The 25,885-nt window shown below is 72.1% G+C and carries 26 protein-coding genes; 12 read left to right on the forward strand and 14 right to left on the reverse strand.

Annotation, left to right across the window (positions count from 1 at the left end; translation table 11 throughout):
- Positions 1 to 18: 18 nt before the first annotated feature.
- A complete protein-coding gene (ubiB, locus tag FHW12_RS09305) occupies positions 19 to 1,677 on the reverse strand; it encodes a ubiquinone biosynthesis regulatory protein kinase UbiB (RefSeq protein ID WP_182530723.1) in 1,659 nt (552 codons plus the stop codon).
- Positions 1,674 to 2,339, reverse strand: a complete 666-nt coding sequence (locus FHW12_RS09310; protein WP_182530724.1) for a ubiquinone biosynthesis accessory factor UbiJ — start codon at positions 2,337 to 2,339, stop codon at positions 1,674 to 1,676. The genes ubiB and FHW12_RS09310 overlap by 4 nt, the downstream gene beginning before the upstream one ends.
- Before the next feature lie 130 nt (positions 2,340 to 2,469).
- On the opposite strand from FHW12_RS09310, the gene FHW12_RS09315 reads away from it, so the two are divergent.
- On the forward strand, positions 2,470 to 3,852 hold the full coding sequence (locus FHW12_RS09315) for a hypothetical protein (protein WP_182530725.1): 1,383 nt from the start codon (positions 2,470 to 2,472) through the stop codon (positions 3,850 to 3,852).
- A gap of 67 nt (positions 3,853 to 3,919) precedes the next feature.
- On the opposite strand, the gene FHW12_RS09320 is transcribed toward FHW12_RS09315, so the two are convergent.
- Together FHW12_RS09320 and FHW12_RS09325 are read right to left on the reverse strand one after the other, a co-directional pair.
- A complete protein-coding gene (locus FHW12_RS09320; RefSeq protein ID WP_182530726.1) occupies positions 3,920 to 4,309 on the reverse strand; it encodes a DUF4156 domain-containing protein in 390 nt (129 codons plus the stop codon).
- A gap of 78 nt (positions 4,310 to 4,387) precedes the next feature.
- A complete protein-coding gene (locus FHW12_RS09325) occupies positions 4,388 to 7,231 on the reverse strand; it encodes a M16 family metallopeptidase (RefSeq protein WP_182530727.1) in 2,844 nt (947 codons plus the stop codon).
- Between the two features lie 171 nt (positions 7,232 to 7,402).
- Between FHW12_RS09325 and FHW12_RS09330 the strand changes: the two genes are divergently transcribed.
- The 3 genes from FHW12_RS09330 to trmL all read left to right on the forward strand — a co-directional run bounded on the left by FHW12_RS09330 (position 7,403) and on the right by trmL (position 9,292).
- Positions 7,403 to 8,095: an SDR family oxidoreductase gene (locus tag FHW12_RS09330; protein ID WP_182530728.1), complete on the forward strand. Its 693-nt coding sequence runs from the start codon at positions 7,403 to 7,405 to the stop codon at positions 8,093 to 8,095.
- 288 nt (positions 8,096 to 8,383) lie between these two features.
- Positions 8,384 to 8,731, forward strand: a complete 348-nt coding sequence (locus FHW12_RS09335; protein WP_182530729.1) for a hypothetical protein — start codon at positions 8,384 to 8,386, stop codon at positions 8,729 to 8,731.
- Between the two features lie 78 nt (positions 8,732 to 8,809).
- The gene (gene trmL, locus FHW12_RS09340) at positions 8,810 to 9,292 is read left to right on the forward strand and encodes a tRNA (uridine(34)/cytosine(34)/5-carboxymethylaminomethyluridine(34)-2'-O)-methyltransferase TrmL (protein ID WP_310735194.1); all 483 of its coding nucleotides are present in this window, start codon (positions 8,810 to 8,812) and stop codon (positions 9,290 to 9,292) included.
- A 90-nt stretch (positions 9,293 to 9,382) separates the two neighbouring features.
- Here trmL and FHW12_RS09345 read toward each other — a convergent pair whose 3' ends face one another.
- From FHW12_RS09345 to FHW12_RS09370, 6 genes are all read right to left on the reverse strand, one after another.
- Positions 9,383 to 10,378 carry an NAD(P)H-dependent glycerol-3-phosphate dehydrogenase gene (locus tag FHW12_RS09345; RefSeq protein ID WP_182530730.1) on the reverse strand — a complete coding sequence of 332 codons (996 nt, stop codon included), beginning with the start codon at positions 10,376 to 10,378 and terminating at the stop codon, positions 9,383 to 9,385.
- Positions 10,379 to 10,459: 81 nt separating this feature from the next.
- Positions 10,460 to 10,948 carry a protein-export chaperone SecB gene (gene secB, locus FHW12_RS09350; protein ID WP_182530731.1) on the reverse strand — a complete coding sequence of 163 codons (489 nt, stop codon included), beginning with the start codon at positions 10,946 to 10,948 and terminating at the stop codon, positions 10,460 to 10,462.
- Between the two features lie 91 nt (positions 10,949 to 11,039).
- Entirely contained in the window at positions 11,040 to 12,857 is a 1,818-nt protein-coding gene (locus FHW12_RS09355) for a peptide-N4-asparagine amidase (protein ID WP_182530732.1), read from the reverse strand.
- Between the two features lie 97 nt (positions 12,858 to 12,954).
- A complete protein-coding gene (locus FHW12_RS09360) occupies positions 12,955 to 13,398 on the reverse strand; it encodes a rhodanese-like domain-containing protein (protein WP_182530733.1) in 444 nt (147 codons plus the stop codon).
- A gap of 91 nt (positions 13,399 to 13,489) precedes the next feature.
- The gene (locus FHW12_RS09365) at positions 13,490 to 13,921 is read right to left on the reverse strand and encodes a hypothetical protein (protein WP_182530734.1); all 432 of its coding nucleotides are present in this window, start codon (positions 13,919 to 13,921) and stop codon (positions 13,490 to 13,492) included.
- A 65-nt stretch (positions 13,922 to 13,986) separates the two neighbouring features.
- A complete protein-coding gene (locus FHW12_RS09370) occupies positions 13,987 to 14,448 on the reverse strand; it encodes a YiiD C-terminal domain-containing protein (protein WP_182530735.1) in 462 nt (153 codons plus the stop codon).
- Positions 14,449 to 14,522: 74 nt separating this feature from the next.
- On the opposite strand from FHW12_RS09370, the gene FHW12_RS09375 reads away from it, so the two are divergent.
- Genes FHW12_RS09375 through FHW12_RS09385 form a run of 3 tightly spaced genes read left to right on the forward strand, consistent with a single transcriptional unit; the run spans position 14,523 to position 17,703 of the window.
- Positions 14,523 to 15,302: a uroporphyrinogen-III synthase gene (locus tag FHW12_RS09375; protein WP_182530736.1), complete on the forward strand. Its 780-nt coding sequence runs from the start codon at positions 14,523 to 14,525 to the stop codon at positions 15,300 to 15,302.
- A gap of 47 nt (positions 15,303 to 15,349) precedes the next feature.
- The gene (locus FHW12_RS09380; RefSeq protein ID WP_182530737.1) at positions 15,350 to 16,447 is read left to right on the forward strand and encodes a uroporphyrinogen-III C-methyltransferase; all 1,098 of its coding nucleotides are present in this window, start codon (positions 15,350 to 15,352) and stop codon (positions 16,445 to 16,447) included.
- Positions 16,444 to 17,703: a heme biosynthesis protein HemY gene (locus FHW12_RS09385; RefSeq protein ID WP_182530738.1), complete on the forward strand. Its 1,260-nt coding sequence runs from the start codon at positions 16,444 to 16,446 to the stop codon at positions 17,701 to 17,703. Before FHW12_RS09380 ends, FHW12_RS09385 begins: the two co-directional genes overlap by 4 nt.
- A 36-nt stretch (positions 17,704 to 17,739) precedes the next feature.
- Here the strand turns inward: FHW12_RS09385 and FHW12_RS09390 are convergent, their stop codons facing one another.
- Positions 17,740 to 18,312 (reverse strand): DUF2845 domain-containing protein, encoded by a 573-nt coding sequence (locus tag FHW12_RS09390; protein WP_182530739.1) that lies wholly within the window; start codon positions 18,310 to 18,312, stop codon positions 17,740 to 17,742.
- Between the two features lie 55 nt (positions 18,313 to 18,367).
- Entirely contained in the window at positions 18,368 to 19,423 is a 1,056-nt protein-coding gene (locus FHW12_RS09395) for a 2Fe-2S iron-sulfur cluster-binding protein (RefSeq protein WP_310735195.1), read from the reverse strand.
- A 130-nt stretch (positions 19,424 to 19,553) separates the two neighbouring features.
- On the opposite strand from FHW12_RS09395, the gene FHW12_RS09400 reads away from it, so the two are divergent.
- The 5 genes from FHW12_RS09400 (at position 19,554) to FHW12_RS09420 (ending at position 23,736) form a co-directional block, all read left to right on the forward strand.
- Positions 19,554 to 20,384, forward strand: a complete 831-nt coding sequence (locus FHW12_RS09400) for a hypothetical protein (protein WP_182530741.1) — start codon at positions 19,554 to 19,556, stop codon at positions 20,382 to 20,384.
- Positions 20,385 to 20,409: 25 nt separating this feature from the next.
- Complete coding sequence (locus FHW12_RS09405; protein WP_182530742.1) at positions 20,410 to 20,847, forward strand: hotdog fold thioesterase; 438 nt, start codon at positions 20,410 to 20,412, stop codon at positions 20,845 to 20,847.
- A 5-nt stretch (positions 20,848 to 20,852) separates the two neighbouring features.
- Positions 20,853 to 21,803 carry a serine/threonine protein kinase gene (locus FHW12_RS09410; protein WP_182530952.1) on the forward strand — a complete coding sequence of 317 codons (951 nt, stop codon included), beginning with the start codon at positions 20,853 to 20,855 and terminating at the stop codon, positions 21,801 to 21,803.
- Between the two features lie 72 nt (positions 21,804 to 21,875).
- Entirely contained in the window at positions 21,876 to 22,685 is an 810-nt protein-coding gene (locus tag FHW12_RS09415) for a lysophospholipid acyltransferase family protein (RefSeq protein ID WP_182530743.1), read from the forward strand.
- Between the two features lie 52 nt (positions 22,686 to 22,737).
- Positions 22,738 to 23,736, forward strand: a complete 999-nt coding sequence (locus tag FHW12_RS09420) for a YheT family hydrolase (RefSeq protein ID WP_259392985.1) — start codon at positions 22,738 to 22,740, stop codon at positions 23,734 to 23,736.
- Between the two features lie 94 nt (positions 23,737 to 23,830).
- On the opposite strand, the gene FHW12_RS09425 is transcribed toward FHW12_RS09420, so the two are convergent.
- Entirely contained in the window at positions 23,831 to 24,325 is a 495-nt protein-coding gene (locus FHW12_RS09425; protein WP_182530745.1) for a hypothetical protein, read from the reverse strand.
- A 16-nt stretch (positions 24,326 to 24,341) separates the two neighbouring features.
- The gene (locus tag FHW12_RS09430) at positions 24,342 to 25,838 is read right to left on the reverse strand and encodes an AAA family ATPase (protein WP_182530746.1); all 1,497 of its coding nucleotides are present in this window, start codon (positions 25,836 to 25,838) and stop codon (positions 24,342 to 24,344) included.
- Positions 25,839 to 25,885 lie beyond the last annotated feature (47 nt).

Below are 25,885 nucleotides of genomic sequence, written 5' to 3' on the forward strand. Positions count from 1 at the left end.
ACGGGAATCGGTACGGGGCTAGGACTTGCGCGCGGCGAGGGCGAACGCGCCGACCGCCGCGACGCCGAGCAGCCAAGCGGCGACGCGCGCGCCGGGTGGGGATGCCGCGGGCGCGAGGAGCGCGACGCAGGCGCTGGCGACGGCCAGCGAAACGCCCGCCGACAGCCAGATCGCGACGCGCTGGCCATGGCGCAGGCGGCGCTCGATGTTCTTCAGATCGTCGGAGGCGATGCGAAGTTCCATTTCGCCCGCACTCGCGCGCGCGAGGTAGTTGTGCACGAGCTGGGGCATGTCCGGCGCGGCGGCGAGCCATTCGGGCACGCGCCGGCGCAGCGACTTGAGCAACGCGCGCGGCCCGCGGCGCCGGTACCAGATGCGTTCGAGCACGGGCTTGGCGGTCGCCCAGATGTCGATCCGCGGATGCAGCAGGCGGCCGACGCCCTCGATGTTGAGCAGGGTCTTCTGCAGCAGGATCAGCTGCGGCTGCAGCGTCAGGTCGTGCCGGCGCGCGACCTCGAACAGCTTGACCACGACCTCGGCGAGCGAGATCTCGCTGAGCGGGCGCGTGAAGTACGGCTCGCACACGGTGCGCACGGCCGCCTCGAGTTCGTCGAGGCGCGCGTTCGCGGGCATCCAGCCCGCGCGCACGTGCAGCTCGGCGATGCGCGCGTAGTCCTGGTTGAACAGCGCGAGGAAGTTCTCCGCGAGCCAGTACTGGTCGCGTTCGGACAGCGAGCCCATGATGCCGAAGTCGAGCGCGATGAAGCGCGGGTCCGCGGTGCGCGTCGCGTCGACCCAGATGTTGCCCGCGTGCGCATCGGCGTGGAAGAAGTTGTCGCGGAACACCTGCGTGTAGAACAGGCGCACGCCCTTCTCGGCGAGCGCGACGCGGTCTATGCCGGCGGCGTCGAGCGCCGCGAGGTCGTCGACCGGGATGCCGCGCACGCGTTCGAGCGTGAGCACGCCCGCGCTCGTGTGCGACCAGAAGACCTCGGGCACGTAGAGGTCGTCGGAGCCGGCGAAATTGCGCCGCAGCAGCGAGGCGTTGGCGCCTTCGCGCTGCAGGTCGAGCTCGTTGGTCAGCGTCGTCTCGATCTCGTCGACGATTTCCTGCGGGCGGATCTTGTCCGCGCTCGGGTGCGTGCGTTCGACCACGCCGGCGAGCGCGCGCAGCAGCGCGACGTCGTCGTCGATGCGCGCGTGGATGTCCGGGCGCAGCACCTTGACCACGACCTCGCGGCCGTCGGCGAACGTCGCCGCGTGCACCTGCGCGATCGACGCCGAGGCGAGCGGCACGTCGTCGAAGCTCGCGTAGCGCGCCGCGATCGTGTCGCCGAGCGCGCGTTCGATCGCCGCGCGCGCCTGCGCCGCGGGAAAGGGCGCGACGCGGTCCTGCAGCTGGGTCAGCGCGTCGGCGACGTCGGCCGGCAGCAGGTCGCGCCGGGTCGAGAGGATCTGCCCGAACTTGACGAAGATCGGGCCGAGCCCGGTCAGCGCGAGCGCGAGGCGTTCGCCGCGCGGCAGCGCGAGCAGCTCGGCGCGCGGCGCGGGCGTCAGCGCGCGCAGCCAGGCGAGCGCGCGCGGCCGCCGCGGCGCCGGCAGCAGTTCGTCGAGGCGATGGCGCGCGAACACGCTCGCGATGCGCAGCAGGCGCGGCAACTGGCGCAACGGGATCATGCGCGGCCGGTTCCGCCCGCGCGCAGGCGATGCACGCGCGCGTCGAGGCGTTCGGCCCGTTCGCGCAGCGCGTCCACCTCGTCGAGGAAGCCGTCGAGTTCGGCGCGTGCGACGAGGTCGCGGCCTTCCTCGGTGAGGAACTCGGCGGTGTCGCGTGCGAGCGCGCGCGCGGACGCGCGCGACCAGGTGAACGCGCCGCGCACCGCGCGCGCGATCGCCGTGCCGGCGACGTCGCCGAACGCTTGCGCGAACGCGGCGTCGATGTCCGGCGCGTAAGCGCGCGCGAGTTGCTCGAGGCGCCGCGCGAGGTCGGCGTCGCCGGCGATCTGCACGCGGCCGGGCGGCAGCGCGTCGTCGCGCCCGCGCGCAAGGACGAGGCCGAGCAGGCTGCCCGGCGTCGCGGCGACGCGCAGCGCACTGTCGCCTTCGAACGCGGGGCCGACCCGCAGGCGCCCGCCGTCGACGACGATGCGCAGCGCCGGCGCGCTGCGCCCGCTCGCACCGGCGAGATCGAGCGTGACGGCGCGGCCGTCGAGCGCGGCGAGGCGCGAGCGCGTGTCGGGATCGAGCCGGAGCGCGCGTTCGAGCACGCCTTCGAGCACGCGGCCGAGCGCGGCGAGCAGGGGATTGGGCGTGCGTGCACGCGACGGAGCGGCGGACATGGGCGCGGATTCTACCTGCCTGCACCGTCGCGGCGGTCGATCCGCCACCCGGGGCCGCCGCGACGCTGGTAATCCGCCGCTCAGCCAACGCCTCGTAGTGTGGCCTGCGCCGAACCGGAGGGGCGTCATCATGCGGGCCTGGCTACATCTTGCAATCGCCGTGTTCCTGCTCGTCGGCGCGGCTGCCGTGCAGGCGGCGAGCCATGTCTACAGCGGCGAGGCGCCGTCGGGCGCGTGGTACCAGTTCGAGGTGCCCGACGGTTGGCAAGCGGGCGACACGCTCGTGCTCTACCAGCACGGCTTCGACCTCAAGCCGCCGGAGAACGCGCCCGGACTCGGGCCGCTGAAGTCGGTCATGCTCGCCGAAGGCTATGCGGTCGCCGCGACGAGCTACCGCCAGCGCGGCTGGGCGCTGTTCACCGCGATCGCGGACAACCGCGAGCTGCTGCAGCTGTTCGCCGAACAGGTCGGCGAACCCGGCGAAGTGATTCCGTACGGCGGCTCGATGGGCGGGCTGGTCACGCTGCGCCTCGCCGAGACGCGCGGCCTGCCGCCGATGCGTGGCGCCTATGCGCTGTGCCCGGCCGCCGCGGGTGCGCGCCTGTGGGACAGCGCGATCGACCTGCGCCTCGCCTACGACGTCGTCTGCCACGACGCCGGCGACCTGCCGCGCGGCGACGAGCCGCTGCCGTGGGCGGTCAACCTCGACGACATCCCCGACGACATCGGCGACCTCACCGACGACGAAAGCGTGCTGCGCGCGCTCGTCGCCGTGAACCAATGCACCGGCGTCAACCTGCCGCCGTACCTGCGCAACGACGCGATGCAGCGCCGCCTCGACGAGCTGATGGCGTTCACCCACATCACCGACGAGCACTTCTTCGTGACCAATGTCGGTTACGCGACCTACGTGCTCGCCGACATCGTGCGCGCGCCGGACAAGCTCGGCGCACGCAACCCGTTCACCACCGCGGGCGTCGACTATTCGAGCGACCCGGCGATCGATGCCGGAATCGAGCGCCTCGTCGCCGATCCCGCGGCCGCGCTCGCGCTGCGCCAGGCCTCGGATTTCCGCGGCGACACCGGCGACGTCAAGGTGATCTCGATGCACACGAGCCGCGACCAGCTCGTCGTGCCGGGCAACCAGGACTTCGTGCGCGACCGCATCGCGCCGGACCGGCGCGTGATCGCGATCGTCGACGAGGACACGCCGACCCATTGTGGTTTCAGCGACGCCGAGGGCGTCGCCGGCTGGGAAGCGCTGCGCGCATGGATCGGCGGAGCGGCGCAGCCCGACGTCGCCGGCCTGCAGCAGCAGTGCGAGGCGCTCGTCGCGGGCGATCTCGTCGACGGTCCGTGCCGGTTCGATCCCGACGCCGCGATCGTGCCATTCGACGACATCGTGCGGCCGCGCCCGTCGCAGGCTGCGACCGCGCCGCGCACGCATTCGTCGCACGCGCGCCCGTCATTGCCGACGGCGGTGCCGGCACGCGTGCGCGCCAGCGAGCGCTAGGAGACCTGAAGAGACGTCATCCCTGCTTTCGCGGGGATGACGAACGTCCTGCGGCGAGGGGTCGCGCTCAGTTCTTGATCGGGAAGGTCTCGGTCGAACCGTCCGCGTTCTTCTGCTCGATCTTCATCGGCGCGCGTTCGTGTCGACCGCAGTGGTAGGCGGCCCACGGCTGCTCGCCGTCGCGCGGGTCGCCCAGCGGCTTGATCGTGTCGGCGCCGAGCGTGGCCGCTTCGTTGCGCGCGAGCACTTCGAGTTCGTCGCGCACCTTGAGGCCGTTGCGGTCCATCGGGCCGACGTGATCCATCACCGACACGGTGACCTTGCCGACGTCGCGGCAGCCTTCGACGTCGCCGTTCCAGGCGGTGCGCACCTTCTCGCCGCCGGAGTCGAGCTTGATGCCCCAGCTGCAGGCGGCGAGCGGCAGGCACAGGACGAGCAGCGGTGACCAACGCTTCATGGAATTCCTCCGATCGGGCGCGCGCATCGTAGCGCGCGCCGCCTGAACGACGCGCGCACGATCCGCTGCAGCCCGGGCTCAGCGCACCTTCTTGCCGTCGGCGTCGATGACTTCGACGTCGCCGAGCTGGAGCTTGCGCAGCGGCTGCTCGATGCGCGCGAGGTCGCCGACCACGACCCAGGTCAGCGCGCCGGGCTGCACCACCTCGTGCGCGGCGGCCTGCACCGCGGCGTCGGTCTGCGCCTCGATGCGCGGCTTGAGCGTCTGCACGTAGTCGTCCGGGCGGTCGTACAGCTTCATGCTGCTGATCGCCGCGAGCACCGAGCCGGTGGTCTGGTACTCGCCCGGCAGGCTGCGCACGTCGCCGACCTTGATCTTGTCGATCTCCTCGTGCGTGAGCGGGCGCGCGCCGACGACCTCCTTCGCTTCGCGCAGGATCTCGGCGACCGACTCGGCGGTCTTGTCGGTCTGCACCGGCGCGTACATAAGGAACGGGCGCTGGCCGATCGCGTTCGACAGGAAGCTGCCGGCGCCGTAGGCCCAGTGCTTCGCCTCGCGCAGGTTCATGTTGAGGCGCGAGGTGAAGCTGCCGCCGAACGCGCCGTTCATGGTCTGGATCTCGAGGTTGTTCTTCGCCTTCGTCGACGGCGCGACCACGCCGGCGAGGATCAGCGACTGCGGCGCGCCCGGCTTGTCGAGCAGGAACAGGCGCGCGCGCTTGGGTGGCTCGACGTTCGCGATGTTCTTCTTCGGCACCGGCGTCGCGGCCGGCTTCCAGTCGCCGAACACGGTATCGAGCTTCGCCACGATCGCCTCGAGCGTGGTGTCTCCGGCGACGAGGATGGTCGCGTTGTCGGGACGGATGAAGTCGCGCACGTAACCGTGCAGGTCCGCCGCGGCGAGCGAGGTGATCGACGCTTCCGTGCCGGAGCCGGTGAACGGGATCGCGTAGGCATGGCCGGCGCCGTACAGCAGCGGCGGCAGGCTGCGCAGCGCGAGGCCGGTCGGCTGCGTCTTCTCCTGCGCGATGCGCGCGAGCCACTGGCCGCGGATGCGCGCGATGTCGGCGTCGCGGAACGCGGCGTTGCGCACGACGTCGGCGAACAGCTTCAGCGACGGCTCGAGCTGCGAGGCGAGCGCGTTGAGGCTCGCGTTCGAGCTGTCGAGGCCGGAGCCGGCACCGATGATCGCGCCGAGGCGTTCGGCGCGGCGCGCGATCTCGAGCGAGTCGAGTTCGGCGGTGCCTTCGTCGAGCATCGCCATCGTGAACGCGGACGTGCCGAGCTTGCGCCCCTGGTCGGACGCGTAGCCGGCGTCGAACAGGAACTGCACCTGCACGACGGGGATCGTGTGGCGCTGCGCGAGCACGACCTCGATGCCGTTCTTGAGCTTGCCGCGCTCGAGCTTGGGGAAGGTGAGGTCGGGGAACGTCGCCACCTCCGGCACGCCCTTGCCGCGGTCGACCGGCGACGGCGTCGTCGTGAACGCCTGCTCCGGCTTCGCCGGCCGCTTCGCCTCGGGGCGGCCGGCGAGCGCGGCGCGACCCGCCTTCTCCATCTCGTCGGCCGGCTCGCTCTTGTCGTCCTTCGGCGCGGGCGTGATCGTCAGCGTGTAGTCGCCGCGCGCGATCCACTTCTTCGCCGCGGCGAGCACGCTCGCCGGCGTCGCCGCATCCATGCGCGCGAGGTCCTGCTTGTAGGCGGCCGGATCGGCGCGATAGACCTGGCCCTCGGCGAGCACGCTCGCCTTCGAGTTGACCTTCTCGAGCGCGCGGATGAAGTGCGCGCGGTTGTCGACCTTGACGCGCGCGAGTTCGTCGTCGGTCGGCCCGTGTTCGAGGAAGGTCTTCCACTCGTCGGCGATCGCGGCTTCGACCTTGGCGGGATCGACGCCGCTCTTGACGTCGGCGGTGAGCTGCAGCATCGAGGCGAGCGCGAACGCCTGCACCGACACCGAGACGTCGTCGACGAGCTTGTCCTTGTAGACGAGGCGCTCGTACAGGCGCGAGGTCTTGCCGCCGCCGAGCACGTCGGCGGCGAGCTCGAGCAGGCCTTCGTCCGCGTCGGCGAGGCCGGGCACGTTCCACTCGCGCACGATGCGCGTCTGCGCGACGTGGTCGGTCATCGCGTCGCGCGTCGACTCCGTGCGCGGCGCGGTCCACGGCTGCTGGCGCGGCACCGGCGCGCCGGCCGGGATGTCGCCGAAGTACTTCAGCATCTTTTCCTTCGCGACCTCGGGCGTGATGTCGCCGACGATCGCGACGGTCACGTTGGCCGCGCCGTACCAGGACTGGAACCACTGCTTGACGTCGGCGAGCGAGGCCGCGTCGAGGTCCTTCATCGAGCCGATCGTGTCGTGGTGGTACGGATGGTTCGCCGGGAACGCGTTCGCCGCGACGCGCTCGTCGACGCGGCCGTACGGCTGGTTCTCGCCCTGGCGCTTCTCGTTCTGCACGACGCCGCGCTGCTCGTCGAGTTCGGGCTGGCCGATCGCGCCGAGCAGATGGCCCATGCGGTCCGATTCCATCCACAGCGCCATGTCGAGCGCGGTGGTCGGCACGGTCTCGTAGTAGTTGGTGCGGTCGAACCAGGTCGTGCCGTTCTGGTCGGTCGCGCCGGCGAGCTCGAACGGGCGGAAGAACTCGTCCTTGTGGTTCTCCGAGCCCTGGAACATGAGGTGCTCGAACAGGTGCGCGAAGCCGGTCTTGCCGGCCGGCTCGTCGGCCGAGCCGACGTGGTACCAGACGCTGACCGCGACCACGGGCGCCTTGTGGTCCTCGCTGACGACGACGGTGAGCCCGTTCGGCAGCGTGAAGCGCGTGAACGGGATGTCGATCGCGTCGCTGCCGGCCGCGTGCGCCGCGGTGATGCCGGTGCAGGCGAAAGCCGCGGCGGCGGCGAGGGAAGCTAGGGGCTTGCGCATGGGATCTCCTTGCACGGCGCGGATCAGGGGAAACACGCAGGGTACGCGGGCGCCGACGGCGGCCGCAACGGACGTTGGTCACGGCGGGTGCATTGCCGGGCGCCCGCACGCGGCCCGGGTCCTTTAGACTCCGGACCAGCGGCAGGGTTCGCCGCGTCGCAGGAGATGCGCATGCCGCATGCCCTCGTCACCGGCGCGAACCGTGGCATCGGCCTCGAGTTCGTGCGCCAGTTGCTCGCCCGCGGCGAGCGCGTGATCGCGACCTGCCGCCATCCCGGCCGCGCACTCGAGCTGACCCGCCTCGCCGGCGCGCATCCCGGTCACCTGCTCGTGCTGCCGCTGACCCTGCCGGAGGTGCGCTCGATCGCCGAGCTCGTGCGCGAGATCGCCACGCTCGATCTTCACGTAAGCCTGCTCGTGAACAACGCGGGCATGCTCGTCGAAGGCGAGCGCTTCGGTTCGATCGAGGCGAAGGCGCTCGCCGACAGCTTCGCGACGAACGCGCAAGGCCCGTTCCTGCTCGCGCAGGCGCTCGCGCCGCGTTTCGCCGACGGCGTGCGCGTGGTCGGCCTGACCAGCACGCTCGGTTCGATCAGCGGCACCGACTCGCTGTACAGCCCGAGTTACTCGATCAGCAAGGCCGCGCTCAACATGGCGAGCCGCCTCCTCGCGCTCGCGCTCAAGCCGCAGCGCGCGATCGTGATCGCGCTGTGCCCGGGCTGGGTGCGCACCGACATGGGCGGCGCGAACGCGCCGTTGAGCGCGCCCGAGTCGGTCGCGGCGATGTTGCGCACGATCGATGCGCTCAAGGTCGGCGACAGCGGCCGCTTCCTCTCCGAGCGCGGGGACGAGATCCCCTGGTAGCTGTCCGCGGCGTGTCCGCGGGCGTGTCCGCACGCGGCGGACGCGCGCGCCGCGTCGCGCACGTGCGCATCCGTCGCGTTCGCGACGAATCGGGCGACGACATGCCGACCCATCCGCGATCGCGTGAAAACCACGTGAAATCGCCTTCTGCGCGTGCGCGACATGACTTCCGGCCTAGCAACTCTTTTCGCCTTCGCTGCATCCATTAGTCCGTGAGCAGGGCAGCTCCCCTGGTTGGCACATCGCTTGCTCTGCATGAACTGGAAGCTCGTAAAAAGGAGACATGTCATGAACGTCCGCACTCCGCTCATCCGCGCCGCCCTGGCCGCGACGATGGTCGCGGGTTCCTTCGCCATCGAGCGCGTGCCGCTCGCCGCCGCCGCCGATGCAGGCATGTCGGTCGAGGCGCGCGCGCCGCTGCACGCGACGCTGCTGCCGGCACTGCGCGTGACCGCACGCGCGGCGAACCCGGACGCCGGCGGCGCCACCGAACTCGCCGCGGGCGAGGCGTTGCCGGTCACCTTGCTGCCGACCGTGCGCGTGACCGCGTCCGCCGCCGACTTCGCGATGCTCGTCGCACCGTTCGAGCGCGTGTTCGCCGGCGACGCCGACGGCGTGCTGCTCGCCGCCGAGTGACGCGACGGCGCGAGCGCGGCGTCGACGCCGCGCTCGCGCCACGGGTGCGCGCACCGCTCGCACCGATCCGGCGTCGACGTGGGCGATAATGCGCGCGTGCTGCACGTCGTCCTCTACCAGCCCGAGATCCCGCCGAACACCGGCAACGTGATTCGCCTGTGCGCGAACAGCGGCGCCGCGCTGCATCTCGTGCGGCCGCTCGGTTTCGACCTCGACCACGCCAAGCTGCGCCGCGCCGGACTCGACTACCACGAGTTCGCCGAGGTCGCGGTGCACGACGATCTCGGCTCGTTCCTCGCGGCGGTCGCGCCGCGCCGACTGTTCGCGTCGTCGACGCGCGGGCGCGTGCGCTACGACGAGATCGCGTACGCCGACGGCGACGCATTCCTGTTCGGACCGGAAACGCGCGGCCTGCCGCAGGACGTGCTCGACGCGATCGAGCCGGACCGGTGCCTGCGCCTGCCGATGCGGCCGGGCAACCGCAGCCTCAACCTGTCGAATGCAGTAGCGGTCGTCGTCTACGAGGCATGGCGGCAGCTCGGCTTCGCCGGCAGCGCATGATCGTGCAGGAGCAATCCCGCATCGCCGGCACGCCAATGTAGGTGGGCCTGGCCCACCGATCGCACCGAAAAACGGCGGGCCGTGCCCGCCCTACGGATACTCGGGCTTCTGCTCGCGCGCGAGCAGCGCGCGCATGCCTTCCGCCGGCGTGAGTTCCTCGTGCAGCACTTTCTGCACGAGCGCGGTGATCGGCAGTTCGACGCCGTGTGCGTCGGCGAGCTTCATCACGGTGTCGACCGTCTGCACGCTCTCGACGACCTGGCCGATCTCGGCGATCGCCTGCGCGAGCGGCGTGCCGCGGCCGAGCGCGAGGCCGAGGCGGCGGTTGCGCGAGAGGTCGCCGGTGCAGGTGAGCACGAGGTCGCCGAGGCCGGCGAGGCCCATGAGCGTTTCCGCGCGCGTGCCGAGCGCGCCGCCGAGGCGCAGCATCTCGGCGAGGCCGCGCGTGATCAGGCCCGCGCGCGCGTTGAGCCCCATCTGCATGCCGTCGGCGACGCCGGTCGCGACCGCCAGCACGTTCTTCATCGCGCCGCCGAGCTCGGCGCCGAGCACGTCGTTGCCGGTGTAGGCGCGAAAGCGCGGCGAGTGCAACGCGCGCGCGACGTCCTGCGCGAACGCGGCATCGGCGGAATGCACGGTGAGCGCGGTCGGCAGGCCGAGCGCGACTTCGCGCGCGAACGACGGGCCGGTGACGACCGCGGCCGCGTGGCCGGGCAGGCGCTCGGCGACGAGTTCGTGCAGGAAGCGGCCCGAGGCGGGATCGAAGCCCTTCGTCGCCCAGGCGACGCCGACGCCGGGTGCGACCCACGGCGCGATCGCGAGCAGCAGGTCGTCGAACGCGTGGCTCGGCACCGCGAGCAGCAAGGTGCGGGCGTCGCGCACGCACGGTTCGAGCGCGGCGGACAGCTGCAGCGCGTCGGGCAATTCGAGATCGGGGAGGTAGCGTGCGTTGCGGCGCGTCGTCGCCATGTCGACGACGGCCTGGGGCGTGCGTCCCCACAACGTGGTCGGCACGCCGTTGCGCGCGAGCTGCACCGCGAGCGCGGTGCCCCACGAGCCCGCGCCGAGCACGGCGAACGTGTTCATCGCGGCGTGACCGCGGCCCGGCGTCGGCCGGGCGCGGCATGCGGCATGGAACGGACGGCCATCATCCGCGGCCGTGCGGGATCAGGCGTTCGCGCCCTGCGGGGCGCCGGATTCGGCGCGGCGGCGCATCTGCTCGGCGTACAGCGCGTCGAAGTTGATCGGCTGCAGGAAGAACGGCGGGAAGCCGCCGTTCTGCACGAGCTCGGAGATCACCTGGCGCGCATACGGGAACAGCACGTTCGGGCAGTACGTCGCGAGCACGGCGTCGCGGCCCTGCGCGTCGAAGCCGCTGAGGCCGAAGATGCCGGCCTGCTGCACTTCGGCGAGGTAGGCGGTCTTGTCCTCGACGCGGCAGGTCGCAGTGACGCTGAGCACGACTTCGTAGACGTCGGTGCCGATCGGCGCGACGCGCTGCGCGAGGTTCAGCTCGACGTTCGGCTGGCCCTGCTGCTGGAAGATCTGCGGGGCGCCCGGTGCCTCGAACGAGACGTCCTTGACGTAGATGCGCTGCAGGTTCAGCTGCGCCTGGTTCTGCTCGGGGGCGGCCGCGCCATTGGTGTTGTCTGCCATGGGAGTGCTCGATTCGGAGGTAAAGGCTTTCGATTATCCCACGGACGCGCCGGCCGCGCACCCGGCGCCACGGCCGGGCGCGCGGTGCGGATCACGGCAGCAGCTGCAGGGTCGCGCCGGTCACCGACGATGCGTAGTTGTAGTAGATGTCGAACCACGACAGCGGCAGGGTCGACGCGCTGCAGTCGGCGCCGTCGTCGACCGCGGTGAGCGCGCCCGGCAGGGTCAGGCCGCGTCGGCTCGCGGTGAGCGTGCGCGACCAGCAGGCGCCGAACGGGTCGCGGTAGGTGTAGCTCTGCGTCGCGTCCGCCTGCAGGTCGGTGTTGTTGCCGGCGTCGTCGTAGAGGCGGCGTGCGCTCGTGACGACGTGGTTCGTGCGCTGCGCACCGCGCGCCACGTAGCCGTCGTAGCCGACGTCGACCTGCTGCTGCAGGGCCTGGTCGACGTGGCTCGCGAGCACTTCGTTGCCGTCGGCGCCCGGCCCGTCCTCGTAGGTGAACGTGAGCGGGTAGCTGCGTTGTTCGTGCACGACGCTCGTCGCGGCGCCGTCGGTGCGCGTGGTGGTCGAGTCGATCGTCGTCGTCTGCACCGTGTCCTGCTTGTACGGGTAGAAGTCGGCGTTGGTGGCGAGTTGCTGCACGCTCGAGAACGCGATCGCCTGGCGGACCTCGGTCGTCACCGGGCCGTGCGACGTGGCGAGCGTGCCGGCGATCGTGAACGTTCGGTTCGAGGTCACCGTGACCGTGCCGTGGCTGCCGGCGTCGTCGTCGACGACGTCTTCGCCCACCGACGGCGACGGATCGGCGGTGAGCGTGTTGGTGGTCACCGCGCCGGTCACGTGCGTCGCGCCGTGGTCGAGGTAGAGCATGAGGTTGGCCGCGGTCGAGAAGTGGTCGATCGCGTTGAACACGCGCAGCGACACCGTGTGCGGCGCGCCGTCGCTGAGCGTCGCCGCGAACGGCGTGAGGTCGACGCGGTACGGTTCGAACGCGAGCGTCTGCACGCCGGGAATCGGCCGCCACAGCAGCGGATCGGCGCCGCCGGTGAAGATCCACGGGAAGATCGGCACGACGCCCGCCGGGATGTCGTCGATCGCGACCTCGCCTTCGCGGAACGCGGTGTTGCCGTAGTCGGCGAACGTGCCGGCCACGTCGTCGGGCAGGTTGAAGTACCAGAACTCGTCCGTCCCCTGGCTCTGTGCGTAGACGTCGAGGAAGGCGCGCTCGATGTTCGTCGGCAACGCGTCGAAGGTGATCGCGAGCGCGTCGGACGAGCTCGCGAGGTCGGCGGTGCTTCCGTCGGCGCTGCCGGCGAGCGGCAGCAGCAGGTCGGGCCGCGGCGGGTGGTCGGGCACGCTCGCGACAGTGGGATAGAACACCAGCGACGCGTTGCCGTGGATGATGCCGGTGTAATCGACGCCGCCGGAATTGCCGACGAAGTTGCCGAGGATCGCGCGCCCCGCGTGCGCCGCGGAGAACAGCGGCGCGTAGTCGGTAAGGTCGCGCTCGACGTGCCACGACGGCGCGACCGTCGCCGACGGCTCCTGCGTCGTGCCGAAATAGAGGATCGCGCCGCCGAGCCAGATCGTCGCGGTGCGGTCGAACTGGCGCCCCGCGGTGACCGAATAGTCGAGGTCGAGCACGACCTTCTGCCACGGACCCGGGCAGTCCGCCGGCGGCGCGTAGGTGAACGGCTTCGCGTCGAAATCGGCGAACGCCTGGTCCTGGTAGAGGCTCACCGTGCACGGCGTGCCGGGCGGGCGCGGCACGACCGGATCGGCGACGGCGACGTTGGGCGAACCGACGGTCGGCGGATCGGCCGCGGCGGCGAGGGCGAACAGGGACAGCGACGACGCGAGCAGTGCCTTCAGGCCGCGCAACCCGCGCGGCGTACCGTTGCAGTACGACATGACCGACCTCCGTGCCTGGTGGGGCACGCAGGGTAGCATCCTGCGCCGGATGCGGACGTCCGGATGGCCAAAACCATCCGGACGCGGCGTGTCCCGCCTAGGCGCGACCCTTGGCCAGCGGCATCTGCGCCTCGCTCCACGCGGTGAGGCCGCCTTCGAGCCAGAACACCTTCGAGAAGCCGGCCTTCTTCAGGCGCTGGGCGGCCTGCGCCGAGGTCTGGCCGTTGCGGCAGACGACCGCGACCGGCAGGTCGCGCGCCTTGGCGAGGTCCTTGTGTTCGGGATCGAGCGCGCTCATCGCGACGTGCTTCGCGCCGGGGATGTGCCCCTTCTCGAACTCGGCCTGCGCCGACACGTCGATCAGCAGCGCGTTCTCGCGGTTGATGAGCTGGGTCAGCCCGGCCGGGGTCAGCGCCGCGTAGCCGCGCGTGAAGCGCTGTGCCTCGGTGACGAGCAGCGCGACGAACACGCCGACGAAGCCGAGGGTGAGGTAGAAGTGGTTGCCGAGGAACTCGGGCAGGCGGTGCAGGACGTCGGACATCGGTTTCGCTGGCGGGAGCACGGATGTGTGCAGCCGCCGATTATCCGGCACGCGGTGCGGCGAGGAAAGCGCCGACCGCCCCGCCGCGGCCTCAGTCGTGCCGCGAGATGTCCGGCAGGCCGGTCGTCAGCCACCAGCGCTTGCCTGCCTCGTCGTACTTCCATACCTGGCGGTCGACGACCGAGCGCGCGCTCTGCGTGTTCACGTTGACGAGTTCGATCTGCACGGTCTGGTGCATCTCGTTCTCGCTGACCGGCACGACCGGCTGTTCGTTGTAGCCGGTGACGCGCACCTGGCGGAAGCGGTCGAGTTCGAGCTGGGTCGGCGGATGTTCGGCCAGTGTCTTCGGCTCGACGAAGTTCAGCGCCTGCGCGACCTCGCCCCAGCGGATCGTCGCCGCGTAGCTGCGCAGCGTCTCGTCGAGCAGCGTGGTCTTCGAGCGCATCTTGTCCGTCGCGCAGCCGCCGAGCACGGCGACGGTGGCGAGGGTTGCGGTGAACAGCATGGACGGCAGGCGATGCATGGGGGTCCTCCGCGGCGGATGCGCCGATTGTATAGCGCCGATCGCGCAGCGAGTGCGGCGCCGCGTCAGCGTGCGGCGAGCGCGACGAAGCGCGCGTCGAGCGTCGCCGCGTCGCCGCCGTCCGGCAGCGGCACGCGGCAATGCACGCGCAGTCGCGCCTTGCCGCGCTCGGCGAGCGCCGCGGCGAACGCGTCGAGCGATTCGCCCGGCGCGGCCGCGGCGATCGCGCGGAAGTCGTGCCACACGGGCGCGATGTAACGGATGCTGCTGTCCTGGACGTAGATGTCCGCGTGCAGGGCGCGCGCCTCGAGCGCGAGTTCGAGCAGGCCCCAGCCGGCGAGCGTCATCAGGCTCGCGAGGCTGCCGCCGAACGCGCAGCCCTTGTCGTTCACGTTCGGCGCGAGCGGCGCGGCGAGCGTGAGCGCGTCGCCGTCGAAGCCTTCGACGGCGAGACCCATCGCGCGGGTGAGCGGGATGCGGTCGATCTCGGCGCGCAGGGTGGCGAGGGCGGCGGGCGGTGCGTGCATCGGCGTGTCCGGCAAAGTCGCACAGTGTGCGTATCCGGTGCGCGGGCCTCAAGCGGCGCCGTATGATCAGGGTCATGCCGAGCCCCGCCCGCCCGTCGCGCACCGACGCACGCCACGCCGCGCTCGCGGGCGCGAGCGTCATCGTGACGCGCCCCGGCGGCGCCTCGCTGCTGCGCAGCGCTCGGCGGCTCGGTGCACGCGCGTTCCCCCTGCCCGGCCTGTCGCTGCTCGCGATCGCGCAGCCGCGTCCGCGCGCCGCGTTCGATGCCTGGCTCTTCACGAGCCCGGCGGCGGTGCGCTTCGCGCTGCGCCACGCTCCGCGCGTGCGCGTGCCGAAACGCGCGCCCGTCTTCGCGATCGGCGGCGGTACGCGCGCGGCGCTCGCGCGGCACGGCATCGCCGCGACCGCGCCCGAGCGAAGCGACAGCGAAGGCCTGCTCGCCGTGCCGGGGCTCGCCGAGGTGCGCGGCCGTCGCATCGCCCTCGTCGGCGCGCCCGGCGGCCGCGACCTCATCGCGCCGGCGCTGCGCGCGCGCGGTGCGGTGGTCGAAGCGATCCACGTCTACCGGCGTGAACCGCCGCGCCTGACCCGCCGCCATTTCGACGCGCTCGCCGCCGCGGACGATCCGCTGATCACCCTGCTGTCGAGCGGCGAAGCGCTCGCGAACCTCGTCGCCGCATTGCCGCCGCCGCTGCTCGCCCGCCTGCGCGCGCAGACGATCGTCGTGAGCAGCGCGCGGCTGGCCGGCGCCGCGCGCGCGGCTGGGTTCGGCTCGATCGTGACGGCGACCTCCGCGGCGCCGCGCGACCTGCTCGCGGCAGCTGCGCACGCGCTCGCCCGGCATCGTTTGTGACACGGCGCCGCACTGCCGGCGCTGGCGCTTTCGGCTAGCATGGCGGCATGAGCGAAGACATCGGAAGTACCTCGCCCGCGGGCAGCAGCGAACTCGCGCCGCGCACGCCGCCGCGCACCGAGCGTCGCGGCGGCGGCATCGCCTGGCTCGTCGCCGCGGCTGCGCTCGTGATCGCGCTCGTCGCGCTGTGGCGCGTGTACGTGCTCGAGCACGGTCGCGCGGCGACGCAGGCCGCCGCGATCGACGACCTCGGCGCGCGGCTCGAGGCGCTCTCTCGCAGCGTCGAGCAGCGCAAGCGCGATCTCGACGGCGTGCGCGCGCGCGTCGCCGACGCCGACGAGGTGAACAAGAGCGTGCGCGAGGAACTGCTCGCGCTCGGCGAGCGCTCGCGCCATCTCGAGGATGCGGTCGCGAACCTGTCCGAGCAGCGCCTCAGCGGGCGCGACGCGCTTGCGCTCAACGAAGCCGAATTCCTGCTGCAGCAGGCGCAGGAACGACTCGCGCTGTTCCAGGACGCGCCCGCGGCGATCTCCGCCTACCGGCTCGCCGACTCGGCGCTCGCCGCGGCGGAGGATCCGGTGTTCGCATCGGTGCGGCAGACGATCGGCGCGGAACGCCAGGCGCTCGAGGCGAGCCGGCCGGCCGACGCGCCGGTGACGCTCGCCGCACTCGCGCACCTGCGCGAGGCGGTCGCCGCGTTGCCCGCGCGCCGCGCCGCGACCGCGGAGGCGGCCGCAGCGCCGTCGCGCTGGTCCGGCTTCATCGAGCAATTCGTGAAGATCAGCCACGACGACGGCCGCGGCGTGCCGACGCATGATCCCGGCCTCGCGCGCTCGCTCGTCGTGCTCGACCTGCGCGGCGCCGAGGCGGCGCTGCTCGTGCGCGATGCCGACGGCTACAAGGCCGCGCTCGCGAATGCGCGCGCGGGCATCGCGGCGACGTTCGACGACGGTGCCGCAGCGACGCACGCCGCGCTCGCCGAGATCGACCGCCTCGCGGTCGAACCGCTCGCGCCGAAGCTGCCCGAACTCGGCAGTGCGCTCAAGGAATTGCGCAACCTGCGTGCGACGCGCGCGCTCGCGCATCCGCCGGGAACCGCCGTGCCGATCACGCCCGCGGCGAAGCCGGACGGGGCAGGCACATGAGGCTCTGGCGCACCGTACTGATGTTCCTCGTCGTCGCGTTCGTCGCGGCGCTCGCCTGGCACTGGCTCGCGGCCGATCCCGGCTACGTGCAGGTGCGCCTGCGCGGCACGACGATCGAATCGAGCCTCGTCGTCGCGATCGCGCTGCTGCTGCTGGCATGGGCCGCGCTCACGCTCGCCTGGGGCCTCGCGCGCTGGCCGTTCCGCGCCTGGGGCCGCTCGGTCAAGCGGCGCGGGCGCGAGCGCCTCGCCGCCGGCCTCACCGCGTTCGCCGAAGGCGAATACGCGCAGGCCGAGCGCGATCTCGCGCGCGCGGCGCAGAACGCGGCCTTCCGTACGCCGGCGCTGCTCGTGTCGGCGCGCGCCGCCTACGAGCGCGGTGCGCCGGAGCGCGCGTCGCAGGCACTCGACGAGGTCGGTGCGAGCGGCGCGCGCGCCGCCGACGCGACGCGTGCACGCTTCCTCGTCGAAAGCGGCCGCCACGCCGATGCGCTCGCGCTGCTCAAGCCGAAGGCCGCGACGGGGGAACTGTCGTTGCGCGGATGGCGCCTGCTCGCCGAGGCCGCGCTCGCGCAGGGCGACGTGCAGGCCGCGCTCGATGCGCTGCCCGCGCTCGCGCGCAGCCAGTCGCTGACCGCCGACGCCCAGGCCGCGCTCGAGACGCGCGTACTCGCCGCCGCGCTCGCCGCCGCACCCGATGCGGCGCACCTCAACGCGGCGTGGAGCGGCGCGACGCGCGCGCAGCGGCGCCGTGCCGAACTCGTCGCCGCGTTCGCGCGCCGTTCCGCCGCGCTCGGCCAGGTTCTCGCGGCGATGGACGAAATCGAATCGGCGCAGCGGCGCGAATGGAGCGACCTGCTCGCGACCGTCTACGGTGAGCTCGGTGGCGCCGAGGCCGGCGCGCGCCTGCGCAAGGCCGAAACCTGGCTCGCGCTCGCGCCGAACAGCGCGCCGCTGCTGACCGCGCTCGGTCGCCTGTACGTGTTGCAGGGCCAGTACGGCAAGGCCGAGGAGTCGCTCGAGCGCGCGCTCGCGCTGACGCCGTCGGTGTCCGCGTGGGAAGCGCTCGGCGATTGCCGCAAGGGCGAGAACGACCTCGCGGGCGCGAACACCGCTTACGCGAACGCGTTGCGCTGCGCGCGCGGCGAGGCGACCGTCGCGCTCGCGCCGCTGCTTGCGCGCGGCCCGCTCGACACGCGGCCGATCGCGTTCGAGGAACGCAGCGAACACGGCGTGCCGCGTCTGCCGCTCACGTAGGGTGAGCCCAGGCCCACCGCTTCCGGACGCTGCGCGTCAGCGCGCGAGCGAATCGACCGCGTCGACGCGACCGTCGACGAGGCGCACGACGCGGACGTAGCGGCGGTCGCCGAAATCGTAGACCCAGTCCTCGCGGCGTTCGTCGCGCCAGCGCTCGATGCCCGGCGCGGCCCGACGCACGATCGTGTCGTTGCGGCTGCGTCGCGACGCGGGTTCGCCGCAGCGCGCGACGAGTTCGCCCGCGCTGAGCCCGCCGAGCAGGCGGTTCGGGTCGCAATCCTCGCCGATGCGGTCGACGCCGTAGCCGAGCGTGTCCTCCTGCGCGAGCAGGCCGTCGCGGAACACGAGCCGGCGCATGAGCTGGCGCGGACCGAAGTTGTAGTACCAGACGTCGTACTGCACTTCGCGCTGGCGCTCCACCGGCCCGTCGCGCCCGATCACCACGACGTCCGTGTAGCGGTCGGTCCAGAACGGATCGCCGCAGCGCTCGCGCACCTGGAAGTCCTGCGCGCCGTCGGTGACGAGGCGGTTGCCGCAGCGCATCGCCGCGGCGGGGGCGCTCGCGAACAGGGCGAGCAGGGCGAGCGGGAGCAGGATCAGGCGATGCATGGAGGTTCTCGCGGGTCGGGTCGCGGCATCGACCGCGAAGTGTCGGACAAGTTTCTCAGAGGCCGTCGATGCCCGCGCGGCCGCGCAGGATCTGTGCGATGACGTCGGGCGCGTAGTCGAACGAATCGTAGTACAGCCGTTCCTCGGGCAGGCCCGCGTCGGCGAACGCGCGGCGGCCGGCGTCGATCATCGCCGGCGGCCCGCTCATGTAGACGTCGAACATGGACAGGTCCGGCTCGTCCTCGAGCAGCACCTCGTGCACGAGGCCGCCGCGCGTCGCGTCGCCGCGCTTGGCGTCGCCCACCACCGGGACGAAGCGGAATGCCGCGACGTCGCGCGCCCAGCGTTCGGGCAGTTCGCGCAGGTACAGGTCGGCCATGTCGCGCGCGCCCCAGTACAACGCGATCGGTCGCCGCGTGCCGAGCGCGAGGAAGTGCTCGATCAGCGCCTTGATCGGCGCGAAGCCGGTGCCACCGGCCATGAACAGCATCGGCCGCTCGCTGTCCTCGCGCGGCACGAAGGTGCCGAGCGGCCCCTCGACGTCGAGCGTGGCGCCGGGCTGCAACACGTCGAACACCGTGTTGGTGAAGCCGCCGCCGGCGACGCGGCGCACATGCAGCTCGATCGCGTCGTCGTCGCGCGTGGGCGCGTTGGCGATCGAGAACGCACGCCTGCGGCCGCCGTCGAGCAGCACGTCGAGGTACTGTCCGGCCAGCCGGCGCAGCGGCTCGCCCGGCGCGGTCGCCAGGTGCAGGCGCGCGACGTCGTGGCCGAGCAGGGTCTTTTCGGCGACGCGCACGCGGAAGCGGCGACGCGGGATGTCGGCGACCGAGGCGACCTCGCGCGCGGCGATCGTGATGTCGCTGGTCGGCACGGCCTGGCACAGCAGCACCTGGTGGCGCATCTGCTCGGCCGCGTTCAGTGCGCTGGGCGGATTGCGCGGATAGGTGCAGGCGCCGTCGATGAGGGTCGCCTTGCAGCTGCCGCAGACGCCGGCGAGGCACGAATACGGCAGCGCCAGGCCGGCGCGGCGCGCGGCCTCGAGCACGGTCTCGCCGGGCAGGACCTCGAAGCGCTTGCCGCTGGCTTGCAGGGTGACGGTGTGGGACACGCGATCGGCGATCGTGGAATGGGGCGATTGTCGCCGAATTCGACTCGCGCAGGCGAAAAGCCAGCCGCGTGCCCGCATTCGGCCATCCGTCGGCGGCGATGCTCGCAGCGGGCGAAACGGCGGAGGCGCGATGGGCGACGAGCAGATCGACACGGCGGCCGACGCCGGTGCGGACGGGTTCGACGCGTCGCGCCGCCGCTTCCTGCAGGGCGCCGCCGCGGGCGCCGTGCTGCTCGCCGCGCTCGCGGGCTCGCGCGCATGGGGGCGGGGTCGGCCCGAGCCGCTCGTGCGCTGGACGCGCGAACTCGTCGACCTCAACGAACGCGTCGCCCGCGGCGAACTCGCGGTCACCGACTGGCAGGCGCGCATCGAGCGGCTCAACACGTCGGTCGCCGTCGACGACCTCGTCGCCTGGCTCGACATCGACCGCCTCGTGCGCGCGTTCCGCTATCCGACGCGCCTCGCCGACGTCGCCGATCCGCTGCTGCCGGCCGACCTCGTCTCGCCCGGCGCGCACCGTGCCTGGTTCGTGCGCGTGTTCGGCATGCGCCGCGACGGCGTGATCATCCCGCACGTGCACAACCACATGGTGTCGGCGCACCTCGTCGTGTCGGGCGCGTTCCGTGCGCGCACGCACGATCGCCTGCGCGACCTCGACGACGCGGTCGTTCTCAGGCCGTCGATCGACCGCCGCCTCGCGCGCGGCGACATCATCAGCATGTCCGACCGGCGCGACAACCAGCACTGGCTGGTCGCGCTCGAGGATCGATCGCTCACGTTCGACGTCGGCGTGGTCGACCTCGCGGCGTCATGGCGATACCGGCTCGCGGCGAACCGCTACAACATGATCTTCGTCGACGCCGACGCGAAGCCGCAGGCGGACGGCCTCGTCGTCGCGCCGGTGATGAGCTTCGAGGCGTGCGCGGCGAAGTACGCCGGTGTCGGAGGCGCGCAGGTATAGTCGTCGTCCCCGGCAGGAGACGGCGATGGCGATCTGGAAGCAGACGACCGACCTCGAACGCATCAATGCGTGGAATCGCGGCTGCCTGGTCGAGCACCTCGGCATGCGCGTGACCGCGATCGGCGACGACTGGGTGCAAGGCACGATGCCGGTCGACGCGCGCACGAAGCAGCCGTTCGGCCTGCTCCACGGCGGTGCGTCGGTCGCGCTCGCCGAATCGCTCGGCAGCCTCGCCGGCAACCTGTGCATCGAGTCGAGCGAGATGGCGGTCGGGCTCGACATCAACGCCAACCACGTGCGCGCGGCGACCGAAGGCGAGGTCACCGGCACGGCCCGCGCGGTGCACGTCGGCCGCACGACGCAGGTGTGGGAGATCCGCATCGTCGACGCGCACGCGCGCCTCGTCTGCATCTCGCGCCTCACGCTCGCGGTGGTGCCGCGGCCGACGCCGAAGGCGCTCTGAAGATGATGACGGCGGCCGCGCCGTACGACGCGCTCACGCCCGACACCGTGCTCGACGCGATCGAGGCGGCCGGTTACGCGACCGACGGCCGCCTGCTCGCGCTGCCGAGCTACGAGAACCGCGTCTACCAGGTCGGCATCGAGGACGGCACGCCGCTCGTCGCAAAGTTCTACCGGCCTGCGCGCTGGAGCGACGCGGCGATCGCCGAGGAGCACGCGTTCGCGCTCGAACTCGCCGCAGCGGAGCTGCCGGTGGTCGCGCCGCTGGTGATCGACGGCGCGACCCTGCTCGTGCACGGCGGCTTCCGCTACGCGCTGTATCCGCGCCGCGGTGGCCGCGCGCCCGAACTCGAATCGGCCGACCATCTCGCCTGGATGGGGCGCCTGCTCGCGCGCCTGCACGCGGTCGGCGCGCGCGCGCGCTTTCGTGCACGCGGCGCGATCGATGCCGACACGTTCGTGCGCGAAGGCGCACGCGCGGTGCTCGCCTCGGGCCTGCTGCCGGACAACCTCGAGGAACGTTACCGCGCGCGCACGGCGGCGATCGCCGACCTCGTCGAGCAGCGTTTCGCGAGCGTCGCGCCGGCGGTCCTGCGCCTGCACGGCGACTGCCACGGCGGCAACGTGCTGTGGACCGACGGTGGCCCGCACTTCGTCGACCTCGACGATGCGCGCACGGGGCCGGCAGTGCAGGACCTGTGGATGCTCGCGCCGTCACCGCGCGCGCTCGACGCGCTGCTCGAAGGCTATGCCGAGTTCCGTGATTTCGACCCGCGCGAACTCGACCTCGTCGAGCCGCTGCGCCTCATGCGGCAGATCCACTGGGGCGGCTGGGTCGCTGCGCGCTGGCACGATCCGGCGTTCCCGCGCGGATTCCCGCAGGTCGGCGAGCCGCGCTGGTGGGAGCAGCACCTGAACGACCTCGCCGAAGCGATCCTGCAGCTGCAGGACGCCTGAACGTCGCCCGCCCGCCGGCGTGCGGCGGCGCACCAAACTCCGCTACTATCGCGCCCATACCGTCACGCCACGATGAACCGACTCGTCGAATCTCCCGTCGCCGCCGCACCGCCGAGCGATCGCCTGCGTTCCTGGCGCTACGCCTGGCGCGTGCCGCAGCTGCTGCTGCACGCGATCATCGCGGTGCCGCTCGCGCTGCTCGCGCTCAATCCGCTCGCGGCGCGCATCCGCGTCGGCCGCGCGACGTTCGAGAAGGCGATGATCCGCTGGTGGTCGGGCCGCCTCGTGCGCATCTTCGGCCTGCGCATCCGCCGCTTCGGCGAGCCGCTGCCGGGCGCGGTGCTGTACGTCGCCAACCACATCTCGTGGCTCGACATCGAACTCATGCACAGCCAGCGACCGGTCAGTTTCGTCGCCAAGAGCGAGATCGCCGGCTGGCCGTTCGTCGGCTGGCTCGCCTCGCGCGCGGGCACGATCTTCCATCGCCGCGGCAATACCGATTCGCTCAACGTCGTCATGGGCCGGGTGGTCGAACGCCTGCGCGCAGGCGAACCGGTCGGCGTGTTCCCGGAAGGCGGCAGCGGCCACGGTGATCGCGTCGGCACGTTCCACGCGCGCATCTTCCAGACCGCGCTCGACGCCGACGTCGCGGTGCAGCCGGTCGCGCTGCGCTACGGTCGCGACGGCCGCCAGGACGCGCGCGTGCCGTTCGGCCGCAAGGAAAGTTTCTTCACCAATTTCCTGCGCGTGCTCGGCAACCCGGCGATGGACGCGGAGATCCACTTCCTCGAGCCGGTGCCGGCGACGCCCGAGGCACGCCGGCGCATGGCGGAAACCAGCCGCGCGCGCATCGTGCAGACGCTCGGCTATGGCGACGAGTGAAGGCGTACTGATCGGCGTCGCGGCGGACGCGCCCGATCGGCGCGACGAACTGTTGCGCGGCGCCGATTTCACGCCGTCGCGCTGGCTCGCCAATCCGCACCTGCAATCGATCCTCGCCTCGAGCGCGCTGCGCCGCTTCGCGCTGCGGCGCGCACGGCAGGCGATCGACCGGCGCAGCGCCGAACACGTGCTCGAGTGCGGTCCCGGCGTGCGCCTGCAGGGCTTCCTCGCGCGCCAGGACCGGCGCGAGCACGCGCTCGGCCTCGTCGTGCTGCTGCACGGCTGGGAAGGCAGCGCGCAGTCGTCCTACGTCGTTGGCACCGGCGCACGCCTGCTCGACGACGGCTTCGACGTGTTCCGCCTCAACTTCCGCGACCACGGCGACACCCATCACCTCAATCGCGAGCTGTTCCATTCGTGCCGCATCGACGAGGTCGTCGGCGCGGTGCGGGCGGTGCGCGGCGCGTTCGCCGCGGCGCCGGTCGCCGTCGCGGGCTTCTCGCTCGGCGGCAACTTCGCGCTGCGCGTGGCGCTGCGCGCGCCCGATGCCGTGCGCTACGCGCTCGCGGTGTGCCCGGTCGTGAGCCCCGCCGCGGGCCTGTTCGGCCTCGAAGAGGGGCCGTGGATCTACCAGCGCTACTTCCTGCACAAGTGGCGCGAATCGCTGCGGCGCAAGCGCGCGCTGTTTCCCGAGGTCGACTGGTTCAGCGCTGACGATCTCTCCTCGGACCTGCGCGGACTCACGCGCGCGCTCGTGCTGCGCCACACGGATTTCGGTTCGCTCGAGGCCTACCTCGACGGCTACTCGATCGCCGGCGACCGCCTGCGCGCGCTCGCGATGCCGGCGACGATCCTCACCGCGGCCGACGACCCGGTCATCCCGGTCGCCGACTTCCGCGCGCTGCAGTTGCCGCCGCAGGTCGAACTCGACATCGCCGCGCACGGCGGCCATTGCGGCTTCATCCTCGACGCGAGCTTGCGCAGTTTCACCGCCGACTACATCGCGCAGCGCATGCAGCGGCATCTCGCGCACGACGCGTCGGGCACATAGCCACTTCTCCTGTGGGAGCGGCGGAAGCCGCGATGCCTTCGTTCGGGACTGCGGGAGCATCGCGGCTTCGGTCGCTCGCACAGCGAGGTGTCGCTCAGTCGCGCAGCCAGCGCAGCATGTGCGGATACGGCTCGACGCCGCGGCGGCGAGCGTCGTCGCCGGCTGCGCAGAGGCCGAGCGCGACGAGGCCGGCGACGCCGACGTAGACGCCGAGCGAGAACGACAGCGCGAGGCCGGGCGACTGGCCGCGATAGCCGCCGTCGTGGAACAGGTCGGTGGCCGGCAGCGCGAGTCGCACGCTCGCCGCGTACGACCAGGCGATCGACTCGACTTCGCCGCCGTGCTCGAAGTGCTGCTCGGACGTCAGCGCGTCGTCGAGCGCGGCGCGATGCGCGGCCGGCACGAGCGCGATGTGGCCGGCCTCGTGCAGCAGGTCGGCGGGCCAGGCGATGCGTGCCGGGTCGTAGAGGAGCTCGCCGCGCGTGATGCGGATGCCGGGCAGGAACGTGTCGCCGCCCAGCGTCGCCGCGCGCGGTGGCAGGCCGATGCCGGCGAGGAACGCGACGATGCGATCGAGCGTGTCGTGCATCGTCGTGTCGGCGCGCTCAGTCCGCCGGCACCGTGCGGCCGCGCGCCCACGCGCGCAACGCGGCGACCTTCTCCGCCATGAGCACCGACAGCGGTCGCGTCGCCGCGCATTCGGCGAGCAGCTGCGCCTGCGTCGGCGCGTCCTGCTTCGCCGCGGCCGCCGCGTACAGCGCGGCGACGACGATCTGCTCGATCTCGGCGCCCGAGTAGCCGTCGCTCGCGCCGGCGAGCGCGGCGAGGTCGAAAGTGGCCGGGTCGAGGCCGCGCTGCACCAGGTGCAGGCGGAAGACCTCCGCGCGCGTGGGCCCATCGGGCAGGTCGACGAAGAACGTCTCGTCGAAGCGGCCCTTGCGCAACAACTCGGCCGGCAGCTGTTGCACCTCGTTCGCGGTCGCGACGAGGAACACCGGCGACTTGCGTTCGGCCATCCAGGTGAGCAGGTAGCCGAGCACGCGGCGCGACACGCCGTCGTCGTCGCCCGAGGTCGACAGCGCCTTCTCGATCTCGTCGATCCACAGCACGCACGGCGCGAGCAGCTCGGCGCTCTTCAGCGCCTCGCGCAGGTTGCGCTCCGTCTCGCCGTGATACTTGTTGTAGAGCGAACCGAAATCGAGGCGCACGAGCGGCACGCCGAAACCGCCCGCCGTCGCCTTCGCCGCGAGGCTCTTGCCGCAGCCCTGCACGCCGAGCAGCAGCACGCCCTTCGGCGGGTCGAGCTTGACCGTCTGCTTCTCGCCGAGGAACGCCGCTCGCCGCTGGGTGATCCACTGCTTGAGGCGCGCGAGCCCGCCGATGCGCGCGAACTGCGCGGTGTCGTATTCGAAGTGCAGCAGGCCGTCGCGGTCGAGCAGCGCATGCTTCGCGCGCGCGAGTTCCGGCAGGTCGGCAGCGGTGATCGCGCCGTCGTCGTAGATGAGCTTGCGCGCGATGCGCCGCGCGTCGTCGAGCGCGAGGCCGACGAGGTTGCGCACGATCGCGCGCGCGGCGTCGGCGTCGACCGTGACGCGGCGACCGTCGTGGTCGCGCGAATAGCGGAACGCTTCCTCGCGCAGCATCGCGGCGAGCGCCTCCTTGTCCGGCAAGGCGAACTCGAAGCGCGTCGCCACCGCGGCGAGTTCCTCGGGCAGTTCGATGCCGGCGCCGACGAGCACGAGCGTGTGCTCGGCCGAGTCCTGCCGTTGCAGGATCTCGCGCAGCAGGCGCAGGGTCATCGGGTAGCGCAGATACGGCTGGAAATCGAGCAGCAGGTAGACGCCGGCGACGGGCGTGCGCTTGATCGCCTGCAGGCTCAGGCTCGCGTCCGGCGCCTCGCGCGTCGCATCGTCGTCGTCCTCGTCGAGGTCGAGATCGAGCCGTTCCAGGCCGCCGGTGATGCTCCAGCGCCAGAACGGGCGCAACGACTGCGCGATCGCATGGCGGAAGCCCTCGATCACGCCGTTTTCATCGGCGGAATCGACCAGCAGCAGCGGGGTGCGTGCCCTGAGCAGGGTGGTGAGGTCCTGGTTGCGGCTCACGATCGGCGGCGTGCGAGGCTCGAAACGCGAAAGCCTAGCATGGCCGG

It is taken from the genome of Dokdonella fugitiva (genome assembly GCF_014138265.1).
GTDB classification, from domain to species: domain Bacteria; phylum Pseudomonadota; class Gammaproteobacteria; order Xanthomonadales; family Rhodanobacteraceae; genus Dokdonella_A; species Dokdonella_A fugitiva_A.

What these genes read in the sequence shown, in the direction of transcription:
- FHW12_RS09375 (WP_182530736.1), top strand. Translation starts at nt 14,523, where the DNA reads ATGCCGAGCCCCGCCCGCCCGTCGCGCACCGACGCACGCCACGCCGCG.
- FHW12_RS09415 (WP_182530743.1), top strand. Translation starts at nt 21,876, where the DNA reads ATGAACCGACTCGTCGAATCTCCCGTCGCCGCCGCACCGCCGAGCGAT.
- ubiB (WP_182530723.1), bottom strand. Translation starts at nt 1,677, where the DNA reads ATGATCCCGTTGCGCCAGTTGCCGCGCCTGCTGCGCATCGCGAGCGTG.
- FHW12_RS09330 (WP_182530728.1), top strand. Translation starts at nt 7,403, where the DNA reads ATGCCGCATGCCCTCGTCACCGGCGCGAACCGTGGCATCGGCCTCGAG.
- FHW12_RS09335 (WP_182530729.1), top strand. Translation starts at nt 8,384, where the DNA reads ATGAACGTCCGCACTCCGCTCATCCGCGCCGCCCTGGCCGCGACGATG.
- FHW12_RS09320 (WP_182530726.1), bottom strand. Translation starts at nt 4,309, where the DNA reads ATGAAGCGTTGGTCACCGCTGCTCGTCCTGTGCCTGCCGCTCGCCGCC.
- FHW12_RS09310 (WP_182530724.1), bottom strand. Translation starts at nt 2,339, where the DNA reads ATGTCCGCCGCTCCGTCGCGTGCACGCACGCCCAATCCCCTGCTCGCC.
- FHW12_RS09425 (WP_182530745.1), bottom strand. Translation starts at nt 24,325, where the DNA reads ATGCACGACACGCTCGATCGCATCGTCGCGTTCCTCGCCGGCATCGGC.
- FHW12_RS09385 (WP_182530738.1), top strand. Translation starts at nt 16,444, where the DNA reads ATGAGGCTCTGGCGCACCGTACTGATGTTCCTCGTCGTCGCGTTCGTC.
- FHW12_RS09355 (WP_182530732.1), bottom strand. Translation starts at nt 12,857, where the DNA reads ATGTCGTACTGCAACGGTACGCCGCGCGGGTTGCGCGGCCTGAAGGCA.
- FHW12_RS09405 (WP_182530742.1), top strand. Translation starts at nt 20,410, where the DNA reads ATGGCGATCTGGAAGCAGACGACCGACCTCGAACGCATCAATGCGTGG.
- FHW12_RS09315 (WP_182530725.1), top strand. Translation starts at nt 2,470, where the DNA reads ATGCGGGCCTGGCTACATCTTGCAATCGCCGTGTTCCTGCTCGTCGGC.
- FHW12_RS09345 (WP_182530730.1), bottom strand. Translation starts at nt 10,378, where the DNA reads ATGAACACGTTCGCCGTGCTCGGCGCGGGCTCGTGGGGCACCGCGCTC.
- FHW12_RS09365 (WP_182530734.1), bottom strand. Translation starts at nt 13,921, where the DNA reads ATGCATCGCCTGCCGTCCATGCTGTTCACCGCAACCCTCGCCACCGTC.
- FHW12_RS09360 (WP_182530733.1), bottom strand. Translation starts at nt 13,398, where the DNA reads ATGTCCGACGTCCTGCACCGCCTGCCCGAGTTCCTCGGCAACCACTTC.
- FHW12_RS09325 (WP_182530727.1), bottom strand. Translation starts at nt 7,231, where the DNA reads ATGCGCAAGCCCCTAGCTTCCCTCGCCGCCGCCGCGGCTTTCGCCTGC.
- FHW12_RS09400 (WP_182530741.1), top strand. Translation starts at nt 19,554, where the DNA reads ATGGGCGACGAGCAGATCGACACGGCGGCCGACGCCGGTGCGGACGGG.
- secB (WP_182530731.1), bottom strand. Translation starts at nt 10,948, where the DNA reads ATGGCAGACAACACCAATGGCGCGGCCGCCCCCGAGCAGAACCAGGCG.
- FHW12_RS09370 (WP_182530735.1), bottom strand. Translation starts at nt 14,448, where the DNA reads ATGCACGCACCGCCCGCCGCCCTCGCCACCCTGCGCGCCGAGATCGAC.
- FHW12_RS09390 (WP_182530739.1), bottom strand. Translation starts at nt 18,312, where the DNA reads ATGCATCGCCTGATCCTGCTCCCGCTCGCCCTGCTCGCCCTGTTCGCG.
- FHW12_RS09410 (WP_182530952.1), top strand. Translation starts at nt 20,853, where the DNA reads ATGACGGCGGCCGCGCCGTACGACGCGCTCACGCCCGACACCGTGCTC.
- FHW12_RS09380 (WP_182530737.1), top strand. Translation starts at nt 15,350, where the DNA reads ATGAGCGAAGACATCGGAAGTACCTCGCCCGCGGGCAGCAGCGAACTC.